This window comes from Enterococcus plantarum, from assembly GCF_001730295.1.
Lineage (GTDB): Bacteria > Bacillota > Bacilli > Lactobacillales > Enterococcaceae > Enterococcus_L > Enterococcus_L plantarum.
Window position 1 is genome coordinate 34,329 of sequence record NZ_MIKA01000050.1, and the last position, 15,429, is coordinate 49,757.

Here is a 15,429-nt window from a genome sequence, read left to right on the forward strand (position 1 = left end):
GCATGAAAAAGAATTTAAAATATAATGTTGTTTGGCTTTTAATTGCAGCTCTCGCTTATGCTTTTATTTACACATTATATGTAACAGGTGTGATAACACCCTTTACTGAATATACCTTGATTACTATCGGGATCAATATTATGTTGGCGTTAGGATTGAATTTGATTATTGGTTTTTCAGGTCAGTTTTCATTGGGGCATGCTGGCTTTATGGCGATCGGTGCATACAGTGCAGCGATTATGTCTGTTAAATATCCTACGATGGGCGGTTTTTTTAGCGGAATTTTGTTAGGGATCGTGTTGTCAGGGATCGTGGCATTATTAGTTGGGATTCCAACCTTGAGATTAAAAGGGGATTACTTAGCGATTGCGACATTAGGGATTTCAGAGATTATTCGTATTGTTATTATCAATATGAAAGACATAACCAATGGTCCAGCCGGTATTTTTGGTATTCCACCAATGGTTAACTGGTCAATGGTATTCGGATTTGTGGTGATTGTAACGTTGATCATTGTTAACTTTATTCATAGTGGACCGGGACGCGCGACAATGGCGATCAGAGAAGATGAAATTGCGGCAGAATCGATGGGGGTGAATACGACGAAATATAAAGTCGTTGCCTTTATCATTGGTGCTGTTACAGCAAGTGTGGCAGGTGCGATTTATTCAAGTTATGTTCAAACAATTGCGCCAAAAGATTTTGGTTTCATGAAATCAATCGATATTTTGATCATCGTAGTATTTGGTGGTATCGGTAGTGTCACAGGAACCTTTATTTCAGCGATTGTACTTGGCATTTTGAATATGTTCTTGCAAGATGCAGGGGCTCTTAGAATGATCATTTACGCATTAGCATTGATCATCATCATGATTTTTAAACCAGGTGGCTTACTTGGAACCTGGGAATTTTCAGTCAAAAAAATAGTTAAGAAAAAGGAGGACAAAACAAATGCCTCTATTGAACGTTAGTAATTTAACCAAAAACTTCGGCGGACTCGCTGCTGTTTCCAATGTCAATCTTTCTTTAGAAACAAATGAATTAATTGGATTAATTGGTCCTAATGGCGCTGGAAAGACAACATTATTTAATCTTTTAACTGGTGTTTATGAACCTAGTGAAGGAACAGTAACTCTCGATATTCTAGGGAAAGAACACGTGTTGAATGGTATGAAACCGTATAAAATTGCGGACATGGGGTTAAGCAGGACTTTCCAAAATATCCGCTTATTTAAAGAGTTGACCGTAATGGATAACGTTCTAATTGCGATGAATAGTAAAAACAAAGAAGGAATCCTTTCAAGTCTTTTACGCTTACCAACTTTTTATAAAAAAGAAGAGGAGATGGAAAAGAAGGTATTGGAATTACTTGCGATTTTCGGTTTAGAGGGAAAAGTTCAGACGTTAGCTAAAAACCTTCCTTATGGCGAACAAAGACGTTTAGAGATCGTACGAGCTTTGGCGACACAACCGAAAGTATTGTTTTTAGATGAACCAGCTGCAGGGATGAATCCTCAAGAAACGGCAGAATTAACGGAACTCATTAGAAAAATCCAAAAAGAATTTCAAATCACAATTGTTTTGATCGAACATGATATGAGTTTAGTCATGGAGGTTTGTCAACGAATTTATGTGTTAGAGTATGGCAGGATTATTGCTGAAGGCAAACCAGAAGCCATCAAAAACGATCCTCGTGTGATCGAAGCTTACCTTGGAGGTGAACTATAATGCTGACCATTGAAAATTTATCTGTTCATTATGGTGTGATTCAAGCAGTACGTGATGTAAGTTTCAACGTAGAACAAGGAGAAATCGTCTCTTTGATCGGAGCAAACGGTGCGGGTAAAACGACGATTTTAAGAACGATTTCTGGGTTGAATCGACCTTCGAATGGGAGTATTACCTTTGAAGGTCAACCAATCCATAAAATGGTTCCACAAAAGATTGTTGCATCTGGACTGTGTCAAGTACCAGAAGGTCGCCATGTTTTTGCTGGTTTAACGGTTCAAGAGAATCTTGAAATGGGGGCATTTTTACGCAAAGATAGTGATTTAAAAAAAGAGTACGATATGATTTTTGATCGTTTTCCAATTTTAAAAGAACGTAAAAATCAAGATGCGTCAACCTTATCTGGTGGAGAACAACAGATGTTGGCAATGGGCAGAGCACTGATGTCTAAACCAAAATTGCTATTATTAGATGAGCCTTCTATGGGATTAGCACCAATCTTTATTCAAGAAATCTTTAACATCATCCAAGAAATCAACAAACAAGGAACGACTGTTTTATTGATTGAACAAAATGCGAAAATGGCGTTGTCGATTGCCGATCGAGGCTACGTTTTGGAAACGGGTGAAGTTGTTTTAAGCGGACCAGGTAAAGAATTATTAGAAAGTGATGAAGTGAAAAAAGCATATCTAGGAGGTTAATAGCATGAGTGTAAGTGATTTTATGACAAAAAATTTAGTCGTAGCTCAACCAGAAATGAAAATTTTTGATGCGGTTGAGTTGATGAAAATAAATAATATCCATCGCTTGCCTGTAGTCAAAGGAGAGCAAGTGATTGGGTTGATCACGGAAGGAACAATTCAATCGGCGATGCCATCAAAAGCGACAAGTTTAAGTGTCTATGAAGTAAATTATCTTTTAAACAAGACCACAGTTGCAGATATAATGGTGAAAGATGTTCGTGTAATCAATCCTGAAGCCTCTTTGGAAGAGGGGATTTTTCAAATGCGCCAACATAACATCGGAGTATTGCCAGTTGTTGACGGAAATGAGGCACTCGTTGGTATTATAACAAATAATGATATTTTTGATGCGTTTTTAAAAATTACTGGATACAATGATGGCGGTACTAGAATTCAGTTACGTATTCCAGAAGATCACAAAGGGATTTTAGCAGAGATTACCAAATTGTTAGCGGATAATGATTTTAGTATTTTAACGGTTGTTGTAAATCGGAAAGAGTTAGAAACAATTATTGAGTTACAAATAGAAAGCCGCGAGACTCAAAAAATCGAGGGAATTTTGAAAGAAGCCAATTACGACGTTTTTGAAGCAACATTCATCTCAAAAAAAGTATAAAAAGTGAAGAATAGCAAGAATTGGAAGAGTTTTTTTTCTCAAAACAGTTTGACTATTATAGGGGCATATGATAATTTTATATAGTAAAGAACTGGTTTTCAAAACGAAGTCGGAATATTAAAGTGATTTACTCCTTTAATATTCTTTCGCTATGTCCTCTAATCGGTTAGAGGTTGTTGGTAGTATAATTTTTACAGACATTCTGTAATTGATTATAAATATTTAAGATAGGAGGAATGAAAAATGAAAAAAGTTATTGGATTTATTATTGCTTTTGTAGCAACGGTTAGTTTTGCAACAACCGCTTCAGCAGACGGTGCTATTTCAGCAACTGAACAGCCTATCCTTAATGAATTAAACGCTGGTTTAACAATTGGTGGTAAAAAATTCAGTTTTGGTGCAGCAGAGACGAATGCAGCTTCTAATCACTTGAAACGTGTTGATTTAGCACAAGCTCAAGCCGATGAAGCAATTAAGAACATTCAAGCAGCTCGTTCTTTAGTTGAAGGAGTATCTGTCAACACATCAGGCGCTAATTCACTTGGAGATGCGGTTAGATTATTACCAGCTAATGTAATTTCTCAATTACAAAGTTATGTTGTTGCAGCTGGAAATGCTGTAGGCTTGAAAATTACTTTTGGAGCAAACGGAACTTACTCTGCAGTGACTATCACTGATACGAAGGGTGCTCCTGTATACAAAACTGGCGCGCCAGTCAAAAATACTGGATCAAACTACGCATTAAGCGGGATTACTTTTGGCTCATTGATCGTAGCTGCAGCAGGTGCAGTATTTGTGAGCAGAAAGAACAAATTAGCCTAATATGAAACAATTAAAAAGAGTAGGGGCATTTATTTACGTGCCTCTTCTCTTTATGTTTTTTGGCTATCTCATCATTTACATAATTGGTGCACCTGTCATTAACTTCGCGTCATCTGCAGTCGAATTGATTTCTTTGAATGATGCTCCATCTTTTGATCAACAAGGAACGAACCTTTTTGAAAAAAGAAAGGATAAAACAAAAACAGCATTCTCAGACGAAAAATCGACTGAAGCGAATACAACTAAGATGGAAGCATCTGAAAAAGAAGAGCTATCGTCTTCAAATATGGTCTATCCGGTAGGGGGAGATCAATTTGGTGAGGTAGTGATCGATAAAGTCGAAATTAATGAACCATTGTATTACGGAGATAGTGAAGATATTTTGCGTTTAGGCGCAGGGCAATACATCGGCAGTATGATTCCAGGGGATCTTGGAACAACATTGATCGGTGGGCATAATCTACCCTCATTTGGGAAAATTTATTACTTAGAACCTGGGGATGAAGTGAACATTCATACTCACTATGGAGATTATACGTATCAAGTAACAGAAGTAAAAGTTGCTGATTATAAAGATCCAGCAGTTTATACAAAATTGGGCGACCACTCAAAAAGAGCACTGATCCTTTATACTTGTTATCCATTAGATGCGATTGGTTTAACACCTGAACGTGTTTTTGTTTCAGCAGATTATGTATCTGGACCAATCATCGATGAAAAATCATAAAGGAGGAGAATCAGTCAGATGAAAAATCGGGGTCGTTTAATGAAAGTAATCTCTCGTTTTTTTCTTGCTTTCCTATCATCTGTATTTTTATTCGCGTTTTTGATTCTGTTGACATTGAGACTCACGTTGTTTAGCGAAAACTATATTGCAAAACAAGCAGCAAAAGCAGATTATTATTCAGAACTAACGGAAGAAATCAATCGCCAAATCGAAAACAGCGCTTTAGGAAGTAATATTCCAGAAGGGGTTTTGAATCAGTCAATCAAGCAAGAGTTAGTGAAGACGGATGTGAATGCCTATTTCAAAGCAATGTACAATACAGGCACAAAGTATACTATTTCTAATGAAAAAGAAATCCACGATACGGTATCTAAAGCCATCATAGAATATATGAAAGAAAAAAATATCCAGATAACACCAGAATCAGAACAAGCGGTAACGAAACTTTCCGACAATGCAGTAACAATTTACAAAGGCTACATCGAGTTGCCTTTTTTAGTTTCCTATGGACGGAAAGTGATGAACTATAAATCGACATTAGTTGTTTTTATGGGTGTTTGCGGTGTTTTATGGGTCCTATTAAGTTTCTCTCTCTATTCTTCATTAAGAGGCTATTTCCATCGTTTATTAAGGTATTGGTCCTATATCTGGACGGGCAGCGGCTTAATGATGCTGGTTGTTCCTGCAATTATTTTAATGCAAGGCTTTTTAAAGAAGCTAGGGATCCAATCGAAAGCGATGTATGACTTTATTCAAACCTATTTATCGAGCTTTTTATGGTTGTTTATTATGATTGGCATTCTTTCTATTGTGGCAGGCGTTGTTTGTGGCATACTTAGCGAGAGCAAGAGAAAAGAATTATTTAGTGCTTAAGGCGCAGAAAGACTTTTATGAACACAAGACAAAAGTGTATAGCGTTTCTTTGAAATGAAGCAATAGTGGTGCAAAGCTAATCAGGTTTTGCCCACTTTCTTTTTTTCTCGTAACGTGATACCATAGATAGCTGGAGGGATGAAGATGTCAAAGAAAAATAAAGATATAGAAGTAAAAATAGAAGAAGCAGAAAAAAAAGTAAATGGTGAAACCATCACAGTAAGTACCTTAACAATCGGCAAAAAAGAAATTGGGCAAGTCTTAGCACAAGATACAAAAAAATTCGCTGTTGTGATCGATGGACGGAATGAAGCAACCGTGAAAACGCTTGATGAAGCGATTGAATACATCATTCGCCAGTGGAATTTAAACGACTAAAATAAATAACAACTTTTTTTCGAAAAAGGCTTGCTTTTTCTTCAAAAGTTTTGTATTATAACTAAGTCAGGTTTTTTACTAAAACCTTTTGGAGGAATAGCGAAGTGGCTAAACGCGACGGACTGTAAATCCGTTCCTTAGGGTTCAGTGGTTCGAATCCACTTTCCTCCATTTTAACCTTTGGGGTATAGCCAAGCGGTAAGGCAACAGGTTTTGATCCTGTCATGCGTTGGTTCGAATCCAGCTACCCCAGTTTTTGTTAGAACAACTCATATTGAGTTGTTCTTTTTTTGACTAAATAATAGAGATAGTAACTTTTGTTCTCTTTTTTCGAATTATGTGATAAAGTGAATGAAAAAGCATGAGGAGTGAACGGAATGAATATCAAAGAGAAAATAACTGAAACAGCAGAAAAAGTCTATGACTTAGCACGTGAAGGCAAATATGATGTCAAAATAAATCTTTTTTCTAAAAAGAAAACGCAAGATCAAACAAAAGGTATCCAAGTTGTGTCTGCCCGAGACACTGCTCATACAAAAAAATGGCGTGCGAAAAACCGCTAATAGCGTAGCGAATAAATAATAGCCTGGAACAACCTCGTTTGTGTGTTGTTCTAGGCTATTTTACTTTGGCTGAAAACTATTTATCAATCTCAAGCCCTAAAACAGTCAGGTGGCCGTTTCCAACTAATTTAATAACAAGTCTAGCTAAATGATTAGGAGACATGTCTGTGTCACTTGTGATCCACCAATGAAGCGTTCCTGTAAAGATTGACGTCATATATTCAATGATGAAATCAATCGGTACTTCAATCTCATTTTCCGTGATTTTTAGCTTAGAAAAAATATCTGCGTATTTTTCGTAAATAATATCTGCTAACTTTTTCCGTAATAACTCATTTGAACTACCATCCATGATTGTTAAAAAGAATGTTTTATTTTTTTGAATGTTAATATAAATAGTTGTCAGTAGGGCTTCAATTTGTTTGACTTTAATCCGGTTGCTGACAATAAGCTGTTCTGCATCGATAACAGAGGTGAAGGCATTGATTGCAAAATCAAAAATTTGTTCATAAAGGTCTTGTTTGTCTTTGAAATGAGCATAGAAAGTCGCGCGATTGATCATGGCTTCATCTGCAATGTCTTGGATCGTTATACAGTCATATCCTTTTTCATCTACTAAATGAATGAACGCTTCAATAATCATTTTGTGTGTTCGCATTACCCGAAGGTCGGTTTTCTTTGACATAAAAAATTCCTTTCGAAATAATCAACAATAGTTGAAAGTTTGTTGTTTATCTCACAAATTTGGGTGTTTTGCTTGTTGCAATTCCATTAGAATCTTCCTAAAATATACATAAGTATTATATCAGACACCTTGTAGGATAATCAACAAAGTGTTGCGAATAAAAGGGTATGAAATTTAAGGAGATAACACATATGACATTAAGAGCAGGAATAGACGTCGGTTCGACAACTGTGAAATTGGTAATTATTGACGAAGAAAATCATACCAAATTTGCTAAATATGAACGACATTACTCAGATGTAAAAGCAGCAACCGAAAAAGTATTGAATGAAGCGATGACTGAATTGGGTGAAGAAACGCCGATTACCATGACTATTACAGGATCTGGTGGCATGGGGTTGGCAGATGTTTTAAACATTTCATTTGTTCAAGAAGTGATCGCCTGTACGAAAACAGTAGAGGAAATCATTCCAGAAACCGATGTAGCGATTGAACTAGGTGGTGAAGATGCAAAAATCACCTTTTTTGAAGGAGCATTAGAACAGCGGATGAATGGGAGCTGTGCTGGTGGAACGGGAGCTTTTATTGACCAAATGGCTGTGTTGCTAAAAACAGATGCGAATGGCGTGAATGAACTAGCTAAAAACTATCAAACGATATACCCGATCGCATCAAGATGCGGTGTTTTTGCCAAGACAGATGTTCAACCTTTGATCAACGAAGGAGCCGCTAAAGAGGACATTTCAGCCAGTATTTTTCAAGCAGTAGTCAATCAAACAATTGCAGGACTTGCAGCAGGACGAAAAATCAAAGGGAAAATCGCCTTTTTAGGTGGTCCTCTCTTCTTCATGTCTGAACTTAGAAAACGATTCATTGAAACCTTAGATGTGAAACCAGAAAATATTATTTTTCCAGAAAATCCGCAACTATTTGTAGCGATGGGCGCCGCCATTTATTCGGAAGGGGCTAAATCAACTAGCTTAACAGATTTAATCCACCGTCTGACAAAAGGAGACCAAGAACAATTAAAACCAACCGATACATTAGAACCATTATTTCAAGATGAAGCAGAGCTAAAAGAATTTAGAGTACGTCACGATCAAGCAAAAGCGCAAGAAAAAGCGTTAGCTGATCATCATGGTGTTGCCTTTTTAGGAATCGATGCAGGATCTACAACGACAAAAGTTACGTTGATTGATGAAGAAGGAAACTTATTATTTTCATTTTACGGAAATAATCAAGGACAGCCTCTAGAAACGACCATGAAAGTATTGAAAGAATTATACCAACAATTACCAAAAGATGTCTTTGTTGGAAAATCTGCTGTGACCGGATACGGTGAACATTTAATTAAAAATGCGTTGAAAGTTGATATCGGAGAAGTCGAGACGATGGCTCATTACAAAGCGGCAGATCATTTTCAACCAGGTGTTGATTTTATTTTAGATATCGGCGGTCAAGATATGAAGGCGATGACCATTAAAGATGGTGTGTTGTCCTCGATCCAATTGAATGAAGCGTGTTCTTCAGGTTGTGGTTCGTTTATTGAAACGTTTGCCAAATCATTGAACTTTGATGTAAAAGACTTTGCGCTTGAAGCGCTAAGTTCTAAAGCACCCGTTGATTTAGGCTCTCGTTGTACGGTGTTCATGAATTCAAAAGTCAAACAAGTTCAAAAAGAAGGCGCTTCTGTTGGGGATATTTCTGCGGGATTATCATACTCCGTAATCAAAAATGCGATTTACAAAGTAATCAAAGTTCGACGTCCAGAAGAATTAGGAAAGAAAATCGTTTGCCAAGGTGGAACGTTTTATAACGAAGCTGTTTTGCGAGCCTTTGAACTGATCAGCGAACGCGAAGTTGTCCGTCCTTCTATTGCAGGTTTGATGGGCGCGTATGGGGCTGCTTTGATTGCATTAGAAAACTACGAATTAGGACAGGAAACAACGATCCTTGGTCTTGAAGAGTTGGATACGTTTACCGCAGATAAAGAGTTTACGCATTGTGGCTTGTGTGAAAATAACTGCATGATGACTGTGACGATTTTTTCTGACGGACGCCAATTTGTGACTGGAAATCGTTGTGAACGTGGCGCTAGAATCAAAGTAAAAAGAGAAGATCGTAGAGTCAATTTGGTTGACTATAAATACCGTAAACTATTTAAATATCATCCGTTAAAAGAAAAAGATGCTATTCATGGCAGAATTGGCATTCCTCGTGTTTTAAATATGTATGAAAATTATCCGTTATGGCATACGTTCTTTACAGATCTTGGATTTCGGGTAGAGTTATCACCACGTTCAAATAAAGAACTTTATGAAAAAGGAATGGAGACGATTCCGAGTGATACAGCTTGTTATCCAGCCAAAATTACGCATGGTCATATTCAAGCTTTGATCGATTCAAACATACCAATGATCTTTTACCCAGGGGTCGTTTTTGAACGGCAAGAATCAGCCGAAGCAGACAATCATTTTAACTGTCCAATCGTACAAAGCTATCCTGATGTTATTCGTAACAATGTAGATGATATTCGCGATGGGAAAGTTGATTATCGTAACCCGTATATTAATTTAGCAAATGAACAATCTGTTGCAAAGGTTTTGAGCGAAACCTTTGCAGACCTAGGAATATCAGCAGAACAAATTACACAAGCATTGCGTCACGGCTATGAAGAGCTAGATTCTTTCAAAGAAGCTATCCGTAACAAAGGGGAAGAAACACTGATAATGCTGAATCAAAAAGGCGAAAAGGGAATTGTTTTATCTGGTCGCCCATATCACCTAGATCCAGAAATCAATCATGGTATTGCGGATGTGATTACACAAGAAGGGTTCCATGTATTGACCGAAGATTGTGTTTCTCATTTAAGTGATGTCGGAAATTTACGTGTTGTGAATCAATGGGTGTATCATTCACGCTTGTATGCTGCAGCTCGAGTGGTAGCGAAATCGAAGAATCTTGAACTCGTTCAGTTAAATTCATTTGGTTGTGGTTTAGATGCAGTTACAACGGATCAGGTAGAAGAAATCATGGATCAATATGGAAAAATCTATACTGTTTTGAAAATTGATGAAGGATCGAATTTAGGCGCGATTCGTATTCGTTTACGTTCCCTAAAAGCAGCTGTTGGGGAGAGAGAAAAAATGAATTTCGAACCAAAACTTCAACACGAGGAACCAGAAAAAATCATCTTTACGAAAGAAATGAAAAAAACGCATACGCTATTATTACCAATGCTCAGTCCGATTCATCAATCTGGTTTAGTAGATGTCGCTTTACAAGCTTCTGGTTATAATGTTGTTTGTTTACCCGCAGATGATCGAGAAGCTGTAAATGTCGGTCTGAAATATGTGAATAACGATGCCTGCTATCCGGCAATTATTTCGATTGGTCAATTAGTTGAAGCGCTAGAAAGCGGGGAGTACGATTTGGATCATGTCAGTGTTATGATGACACAAACAGGCGGCGGTTGTCGAGCAACGAATTATATCCCATTGTTGAGAAAAGCCCTGAATGATGCAGGCTTTCCGCAAGTCCCTGTGGTTTCTGTTTCGATGGGAAACAAAGGTGTTGAGTCTAATCCTGGCTTTAAATTTACATTGCCAATGTTGAAACGTGTAGCTGTAGCCTTTTTGTACGGGGATTTATTTGAACGAGTTGTTTATCGCACACGTCCTTATGAAACACAAGTCGGCATGGTTGACGCCCTTCACGCTAAATGGTTAAAACAAATCGAAAAGAATGTCCGTAATGGTTCATTGACCTTATTCAATCGAAATATGAAAAAAATCATCAAAGAATTCGATGAAATCCCATTGAATGAAGTCAAGAAACCTAAAGTGGGAATCGTTGGTGAAATCTTAGTAAAATATTCGCCTACAGCGAATAATGATATCGTTCGTTTGCTTGAAGCTGAAGGAGCAGAAGCGGTTGTGCCGGATATTGTTGGATTTATGAATTATTCATTATACAATCAAATTTGGAAATACGACAATATGGGCATGTCTAAACAAAGTAAAACCTTAGCTCAATTTGCAATTCGGATCATTGAATATGTGGAAAAACCGATGGACAAGGCATTGAGAAATTCCAAACGTTTTGAGGGGCTGAGCTCTATTCATGAGTTAGCTGCAGAAGCAGGGAAGATTCTGTCAATCGGAAATCATACTGGTGAAGGGTGGTTCTTGACTGGAGAAATGATAGAGTTGCTAAAATCGGACGTGAATAACATCGTGTGTATGCAGCCTTTTGGATGCTTACCGAACCATGTTGTGGGAAAAGGTGTAACGAAAGAGTTGCGACGACAATACCCTAAAGCCAACATTGCACCAATCGATTATGATCCGGGCGTATCATTAGTGAATCAACTGAATCGAATTCGTTTGATGATGGCAACAGCTAATAAGATGATGGAAGAAGAAAACGTTCATTCATAAAATAATTTGAATGAATTGGAGCGTTGCCAAGCATTCTGCTTCTATGATTTAGACAAATTCTTTGTGAGTGAGAGATAGCGCGAAATGTTATCTCCCACTCACATTTTCCTTTTCTGTAAGGATAACCTCAAATGGAAGTTTCTACTAGTATTCAATTTTGTTTCTTTTTGTTCATACTTCGGTATACAATAAAGAGGAACCTAAAATCGTTCTTTATTGGAAAGAACATTTTTTTTCGACTGGAGCATACCAAATTGTATCTTTGACTCTTTCATTTGCTATAGTTGGAACTTTTGGTTGTATATGAGGTATATACCAGTTATAATGAAAGGGAATAAAAAGGAGGAAGTAAGATGGTGTCAAGTTTACCGGTTTATATTCAAATCCACGATAAAATTAAAGAGGACATTGAACATGGTGTTTGGAAGATTGGAGACAGGCTTCCATCAGAACGAGAGCTGGCGATCCATTTCAACGTCAGTCGAATGACGTTGAGGCAAGCGATTCAAACACTTGCAGATGAGGGGATTTTGGAACGTAAAATCGGTTCAGGAACCTATGTTGCCCGCAAAAAAGTACAAGAAAAAATGACGGGAACAACCAGTTTTACAGATATCATGCTTTCGCAAAATCGGGTCCCTTCCAGCCGGACTGTTTCCTATTATGTAGCTAAACCAAGTTCTAGCGAGATGGAAAAATTAAATCTGAAAGAAAATGAACAAATCGTACGCATGGAGCGGATTCGGTTTGCGGATGATTTGCCGATTTGTTTTGAGGTTGCGAGTGTGCCATACTCGTTAGTAGATCAATATAGCAAAGCGGAAATCACAAATTCTTTTTATAAAACGCTAGAAGAAAAAGGCAACAATAAAATTGGTCATGCGAATCAGACCATTTCGGCGATGTTAGCTTCAGAACAAATTGCAGATTATTTAAAAATAAAACGTGGTGATGCAATTCTTCGTTTACGTCAAATCTCTTATTTTGACAACGGTACACCGTTTGAATATGTACGAACACAATATGTAGGGAACCGTTTTGAATTTTATTTAGAAAAATAAACAAAAAAGGAAATGAATCATGTCGTCTCATCTTTAGTGAAGAGTCGTCAACAGTCATTTCCCTTTTTTTATTGTGTTAAATCAATATTTTTACTGATCCAATAAATCAAAATGCCGCCAACCGTCATAGACAGTAATTCACCGATTGCAACTGTTAGCCATGTGTAGAAAAACGGAAGATGATAAAAATAGGTCAATTGTCCAGCAACCGTAAACATCGAAAGTGAACAAATAATTGCTGTTAAAACCATTTTCTTGATAGGGCTTTTTAACTGTTTTGTTACATAGTAAGATAAAAGCAATACAAAAAATGTTGATACACTGCCGATGATGACATCAACTAAACCCAAAGGTGAAGCAATGTTTGAGATGGCTACCCCTAATGTTACGGCTGGAATGTACCGTTTGTTGAACAGCGGCAAAAAGTTAAATAGTTCTGAGAATCTGAGTTGAATAGCACCAAAACTAAAAGGCGCTAAAAAAATTGTGACAACGACATAGAGTGCCGTGATCAAAGCCATTTTTGTCAAAGAGATGACAGACCAGGCGTTAGTCTGGGTGTTTGGATTATTCATTTGTGTTCTCCTTTGTAAAACAGATGCTCTGTTTTAGTAATAACTATGACCAAAGGAAGTGACAAGAGAATACTGCCAACTGAAGTGTCATAGTGTTGAAACTGGTGAAGCTAGCTTGTAAAAACTGCTTGACTGCTTTTTATGGTATCGAAAATCAGAGCATTTGTAAAGCAGTTATGATCATTTCAGCAGATTATTTTTCCAACCAACCACCATCGATTGTCATGACGGTTCCATGAATATAATCTGCTTGCTCGCTTGCCAGAAAAAGGGATAACGAAGCAACTTCCTCCGGTTTAGCCCAACGTCCAGCTGGCGTTTCGTTCGCAACCCAAGCCGCCATTTTTCCATCACCAGCAAAATCAGCGGCATTCATAGGGGTTTGAATTGCACCAGGAGCAATCGCATTTGCGCGAATACCTTGTTTCACGTAGTCATGATCCAATTGTTTAGTATAGCCGATAATAGCGTGTTTTGAGGCAGTATAGGCTGCTCCGCCACCACCTGCAACTATACCAGCAATCGAAGCCATATTGATGATTACGCCGTGTTTTTCTTCTAACATTTGCGGTAAAATTTGGTTGGTCACTAAAAAAGTTCCTTTTAAGTTGATCGATAATACGCGATCCCACATAGCTTCTGTTGTTTCCAAAGTCGGTGTATAGTCATCCAAAATACCAGCAGTATTCAGTAAGATATGGATAGGACCAAATAAGCTGTTTGCTTGTTTAACTGCAGCGGCGATATCCCTTTTTTTGGAAACATCGCCAATGTAAGCAGAAAATTGTCCAGTAACATCATTTGTTTTTTCTATTGTTGCAGCTAAGCCAATCTCGTCAAGATCGAAGCCTAATACATTGGCTCCTTGATTTGCAAAAGCAACGGCTTGTGCTTGTCCTATACCAGAAGCTGCGCCAGTTATAAAAATCGTTTTTTTTCTATATTCATCGAAATGCATCCATGGCCCTCTTTTCTTGATGCTATAAGAAAGGGGGTGGGACAAAAGTAAAATCACTTTTGTTTCACACCCCATATGCGAATAAATGGTGGGAGTAGAAGCAATCACTACGCTTCGCTTCGATCACATCAAATTCTAAGTGCTAAAGCACTAAGATTTGAAGGCTTCGAAAATAAGCTTTTGTCCCAGACTTTTTTATAGAATCTTTAATCAACGCTGACGATTTTCCAGTCTTCTGCCAAAACGTCACATGGCGTTGGTGAAAACATACTATATCCCTCGTCGGATGTTTTGATCAAAAAATAGGGAGTCACTTGAAGAAATGTACCATCCGATGTGCCAATCTCATCCCTGATCTCAATGTACAATTCAAACCCGCCCCAACCTTCTCTTACCGCTTTTGCCCCGTTTTTTATATGAGGTAATACTTCTTCAAATGTCATCTGTTTGCTCCTTTTTTATAATTGGTAATTCATGATAAGAACATTCGCCTTCTTCAAAAGTGACTTGTCCGTTTAATAGCTCCACGATTTCTGACAAAAATTGCTCGGATCTTGCCTCATCTACCAAGCAAATCACCTCAACATGTTCTCCGTAAATCGTGTCTTTTAGAGTATATGGATTGTGCTCCATAAAGTTTTGAACGCTACCTAGGTTAGGATAACTGATTGTTAAACGAATTTCTAGCTGTAATTTTCCTTCAACCAATCCAATAGCATTCAAGGCATGAGAAACTGCATGACTATATGCCCGAATCAACCCGCCAGCGCCAAGTTTAGTACCACCGAAATAACGAGTGACAACAGCGACGACATTGATCAATTCCTGTTTTTTTAAAACTTCTAGCATAGGGACACCGGCTGTTCCACTAGGTTCACCATCATCATTACTACGCTGAATCTCGCTTTTTTCACCGATCACAAACGCGCTGCAATTATGAGTGGCTTTCCAATGCTCTTTTTTCTTTTGAGCAATAAATTCTTTGGCTTCCGCTTCTGAATAGACTCGTTTAAGAGAGCAGATAAAACGAGATTTTTTTATCTCGATTTCACTTTCCCCGTCAGAGCGAATGGTAAAATAACGATCAAGCATCTGCTCAGTCCTTTACTACATAATACTTCAAGTATAAAAAAAATAAAGGAGAGAAGCAACTATTCTCTACAAAATAGAGAAGAGACCATCATTTGCTTCTTTAAACTTTTATGAGATAATCATTAAAAAGAGAGGGAATATAGTAAAGCTAGTTCCTGGTAAATAAAGC

16 protein-coding genes and 2 tRNA genes are annotated in these 15,429 nt (G+C 37.6%); 13 read left to right on the forward strand and 5 right to left on the reverse strand.

The genetic code is table 11. From position 1 onward, the window contains the following. Positions 1-2: 2 nt before the first annotated feature. The 11 genes from BCR22_RS14335 (at position 3) to BCR22_RS14385 (ending at position 6,450) form a co-directional block, all read left to right on the forward strand. Complete coding sequence (locus BCR22_RS14335) at positions 3-971, forward strand: branched-chain amino acid ABC transporter permease (protein WP_069655565.1); 969 nt, start codon at positions 3-5, stop codon at positions 969-971. Then, positions 952-1,728, forward strand: coding sequence for an ABC transporter ATP-binding protein (locus tag BCR22_RS14340; RefSeq protein ID WP_069655566.1), 777 nt, complete (start codon positions 952-954; stop codon positions 1,726-1,728). Before BCR22_RS14335 ends, BCR22_RS14340 begins: the two co-directional genes overlap by 20 nt. After that, the gene (locus BCR22_RS14345; RefSeq protein ID WP_069655567.1) at positions 1,728-2,429 is read left to right on the forward strand and encodes an ABC transporter ATP-binding protein; all 702 of its coding nucleotides are present in this window, start codon (positions 1,728-1,730) and stop codon (positions 2,427-2,429) included. Before BCR22_RS14340 ends, BCR22_RS14345 begins: the two co-directional genes overlap by 1 nt. A gap of 4 nt (positions 2,430-2,433) precedes the next feature. After that, complete coding sequence (locus BCR22_RS14350; RefSeq protein WP_069655568.1) at positions 2,434-3,087, forward strand: CBS domain-containing protein; 654 nt, start codon at positions 2,434-2,436, stop codon at positions 3,085-3,087. Between the two features lie 243 nt (positions 3,088-3,330). Then, positions 3,331-3,909, forward strand: a complete 579-nt coding sequence (locus BCR22_RS14355) for a hypothetical protein (protein WP_069655569.1) — start codon at positions 3,331-3,333, stop codon at positions 3,907-3,909. Between the two features lies 1 nt (position 3,910). Further along, the gene (locus BCR22_RS14360; protein ID WP_069655570.1) at positions 3,911-4,636 is read left to right on the forward strand and encodes a class D sortase; all 726 of its coding nucleotides are present in this window, start codon (positions 3,911-3,913) and stop codon (positions 4,634-4,636) included. An 18-nt stretch (positions 4,637-4,654) separates the two neighbouring features. Next, positions 4,655-5,509 carry a hypothetical protein gene (locus tag BCR22_RS14365; protein WP_069655571.1) on the forward strand — a complete coding sequence of 285 codons (855 nt, stop codon included), beginning with the start codon at positions 4,655-4,657 and terminating at the stop codon, positions 5,507-5,509. Positions 5,510-5,653: 144 nt separating this feature from the next. Continuing rightward, complete coding sequence (locus BCR22_RS14370; protein WP_010760759.1) at positions 5,654-5,887, forward strand: DUF2969 domain-containing protein; 234 nt, start codon at positions 5,654-5,656, stop codon at positions 5,885-5,887. A 90-nt stretch (positions 5,888-5,977) separates the two neighbouring features. Next, a tRNA-Tyr gene (locus BCR22_RS14375) sits at positions 5,978-6,058 on the forward strand. A 10-nt stretch (positions 6,059-6,068) separates the two neighbouring features. Next, a tRNA-Gln gene (locus BCR22_RS14380) sits at positions 6,069-6,140 on the forward strand. Positions 6,141-6,264: 124 nt separating this feature from the next. Further along, the gene (locus BCR22_RS14385) at positions 6,265-6,450 is read left to right on the forward strand and encodes a hypothetical protein (protein WP_069655572.1); all 186 of its coding nucleotides are present in this window, start codon (positions 6,265-6,267) and stop codon (positions 6,448-6,450) included. A 76-nt stretch (positions 6,451-6,526) separates the two neighbouring features. Here the strand turns inward: BCR22_RS14385 and BCR22_RS14390 are convergent, their stop codons facing one another. Beyond that, entirely contained in the window at positions 6,527-7,135 is a 609-nt protein-coding gene (locus BCR22_RS14390; protein WP_069655573.1) for a TetR/AcrR family transcriptional regulator, read from the reverse strand. A 191-nt stretch (positions 7,136-7,326) separates the two neighbouring features. Between BCR22_RS14390 and BCR22_RS14395 the strand changes: the two genes are divergently transcribed. Both BCR22_RS14395 and BCR22_RS14400 read left to right on the forward strand, forming a co-directional pair. Further along, positions 7,327-11,574, forward strand: coding sequence for a 2-hydroxyacyl-CoA dehydratase (locus BCR22_RS14395; protein WP_069655574.1), 4,248 nt, complete (start codon positions 7,327-7,329; stop codon positions 11,572-11,574). A gap of 353 nt (positions 11,575-11,927) precedes the next feature. Continuing rightward, on the forward strand, positions 11,928-12,635 hold the full coding sequence (locus BCR22_RS14400; RefSeq protein ID WP_069655575.1) for a GntR family transcriptional regulator: 708 nt from the start codon (positions 11,928-11,930) through the stop codon (positions 12,633-12,635). Positions 12,636-12,703: 68 nt separating this feature from the next. Here the strand turns inward: BCR22_RS14400 and BCR22_RS14405 are convergent, their stop codons facing one another. The 4 genes from BCR22_RS14405 to BCR22_RS14420 form a co-directional block, all read right to left on the reverse strand. Further along, positions 12,704-13,210 carry a QueT transporter family protein gene (locus BCR22_RS14405; protein WP_069655576.1) on the reverse strand — a complete coding sequence of 169 codons (507 nt, stop codon included), beginning with the start codon at positions 13,208-13,210 and terminating at the stop codon, positions 12,704-12,706. 193 nt (positions 13,211-13,403) lie between these two features. Beyond that, positions 13,404-14,168 carry a 3-oxoacyl-ACP reductase gene (locus BCR22_RS14410; protein WP_069655577.1) on the reverse strand — a complete coding sequence of 255 codons (765 nt, stop codon included), beginning with the start codon at positions 14,166-14,168 and terminating at the stop codon, positions 13,404-13,406. A 206-nt stretch (positions 14,169-14,374) separates the two neighbouring features. Beyond that, complete coding sequence (locus BCR22_RS14415) at positions 14,375-14,611, reverse strand: DUF2829 domain-containing protein (RefSeq protein ID WP_069655578.1); 237 nt, start codon at positions 14,609-14,611, stop codon at positions 14,375-14,377. Continuing rightward, positions 14,601-15,260, reverse strand: coding sequence for a YigZ family protein (locus tag BCR22_RS14420; protein WP_069655579.1), 660 nt, complete (start codon positions 15,258-15,260; stop codon positions 14,601-14,603). The genes BCR22_RS14415 and BCR22_RS14420 overlap by 11 nt, the downstream gene beginning before the upstream one ends. Positions 15,261-15,429 lie beyond the last annotated feature (169 nt).

Bases quoted from the DNA above. Each gene is read 5' to 3' on its own strand.
- BCR22_RS14335 (WP_069655565.1), top strand. From the start codon at position 3: ATGAAAAAGAATTTAAAATATAATGTTGTTTGGCTTTTAATTGCAGCT.
- BCR22_RS14340 (WP_069655566.1), top strand. From the start codon at position 952: ATGCCTCTATTGAACGTTAGTAATTTAACCAAAAACTTCGGCGGACTC.
- BCR22_RS14345 (WP_069655567.1), top strand. From the start codon at position 1,728: ATGCTGACCATTGAAAATTTATCTGTTCATTATGGTGTGATTCAAGCA.
- BCR22_RS14350 (WP_069655568.1), top strand. From the start codon at position 2,434: ATGAGTGTAAGTGATTTTATGACAAAAAATTTAGTCGTAGCTCAACCA.
- BCR22_RS14355 (WP_069655569.1), top strand. From the start codon at position 3,331: ATGAAAAAAGTTATTGGATTTATTATTGCTTTTGTAGCAACGGTTAGT.
- BCR22_RS14360 (WP_069655570.1), top strand. From the start codon at position 3,911: ATGAAACAATTAAAAAGAGTAGGGGCATTTATTTACGTGCCTCTTCTC.
- BCR22_RS14365 (WP_069655571.1), top strand. From the start codon at position 4,655: ATGAAAAATCGGGGTCGTTTAATGAAAGTAATCTCTCGTTTTTTTCTT.
- BCR22_RS14370 (WP_010760759.1), top strand. From the start codon at position 5,654: ATGTCAAAGAAAAATAAAGATATAGAAGTAAAAATAGAAGAAGCAGAA.
- BCR22_RS14385 (WP_069655572.1), top strand. From the start codon at position 6,265: ATGAATATCAAAGAGAAAATAACTGAAACAGCAGAAAAAGTCTATGAC.
- BCR22_RS14390 (WP_069655573.1), bottom strand. From the start codon at position 7,135: ATGTCAAAGAAAACCGACCTTCGGGTAATGCGAACACACAAAATGATT.
- BCR22_RS14395 (WP_069655574.1), top strand. From the start codon at position 7,327: ATGACATTAAGAGCAGGAATAGACGTCGGTTCGACAACTGTGAAATTG.
- BCR22_RS14400 (WP_069655575.1), top strand. From the start codon at position 11,928: ATGGTGTCAAGTTTACCGGTTTATATTCAAATCCACGATAAAATTAAA.
- BCR22_RS14405 (WP_069655576.1), bottom strand. From the start codon at position 13,210: ATGAATAATCCAAACACCCAGACTAACGCCTGGTCTGTCATCTCTTTG.
- BCR22_RS14410 (WP_069655577.1), bottom strand. From the start codon at position 14,168: ATGCATTTCGATGAATATAGAAAAAAAACGATTTTTATAACTGGCGCA.
- BCR22_RS14415 (WP_069655578.1), bottom strand. From the start codon at position 14,611: ATGACATTTGAAGAAGTATTACCTCATATAAAAAACGGGGCAAAAGCG.
- BCR22_RS14420 (WP_069655579.1), bottom strand. From the start codon at position 15,260: ATGCTTGATCGTTATTTTACCATTCGCTCTGACGGGGAAAGTGAAATC.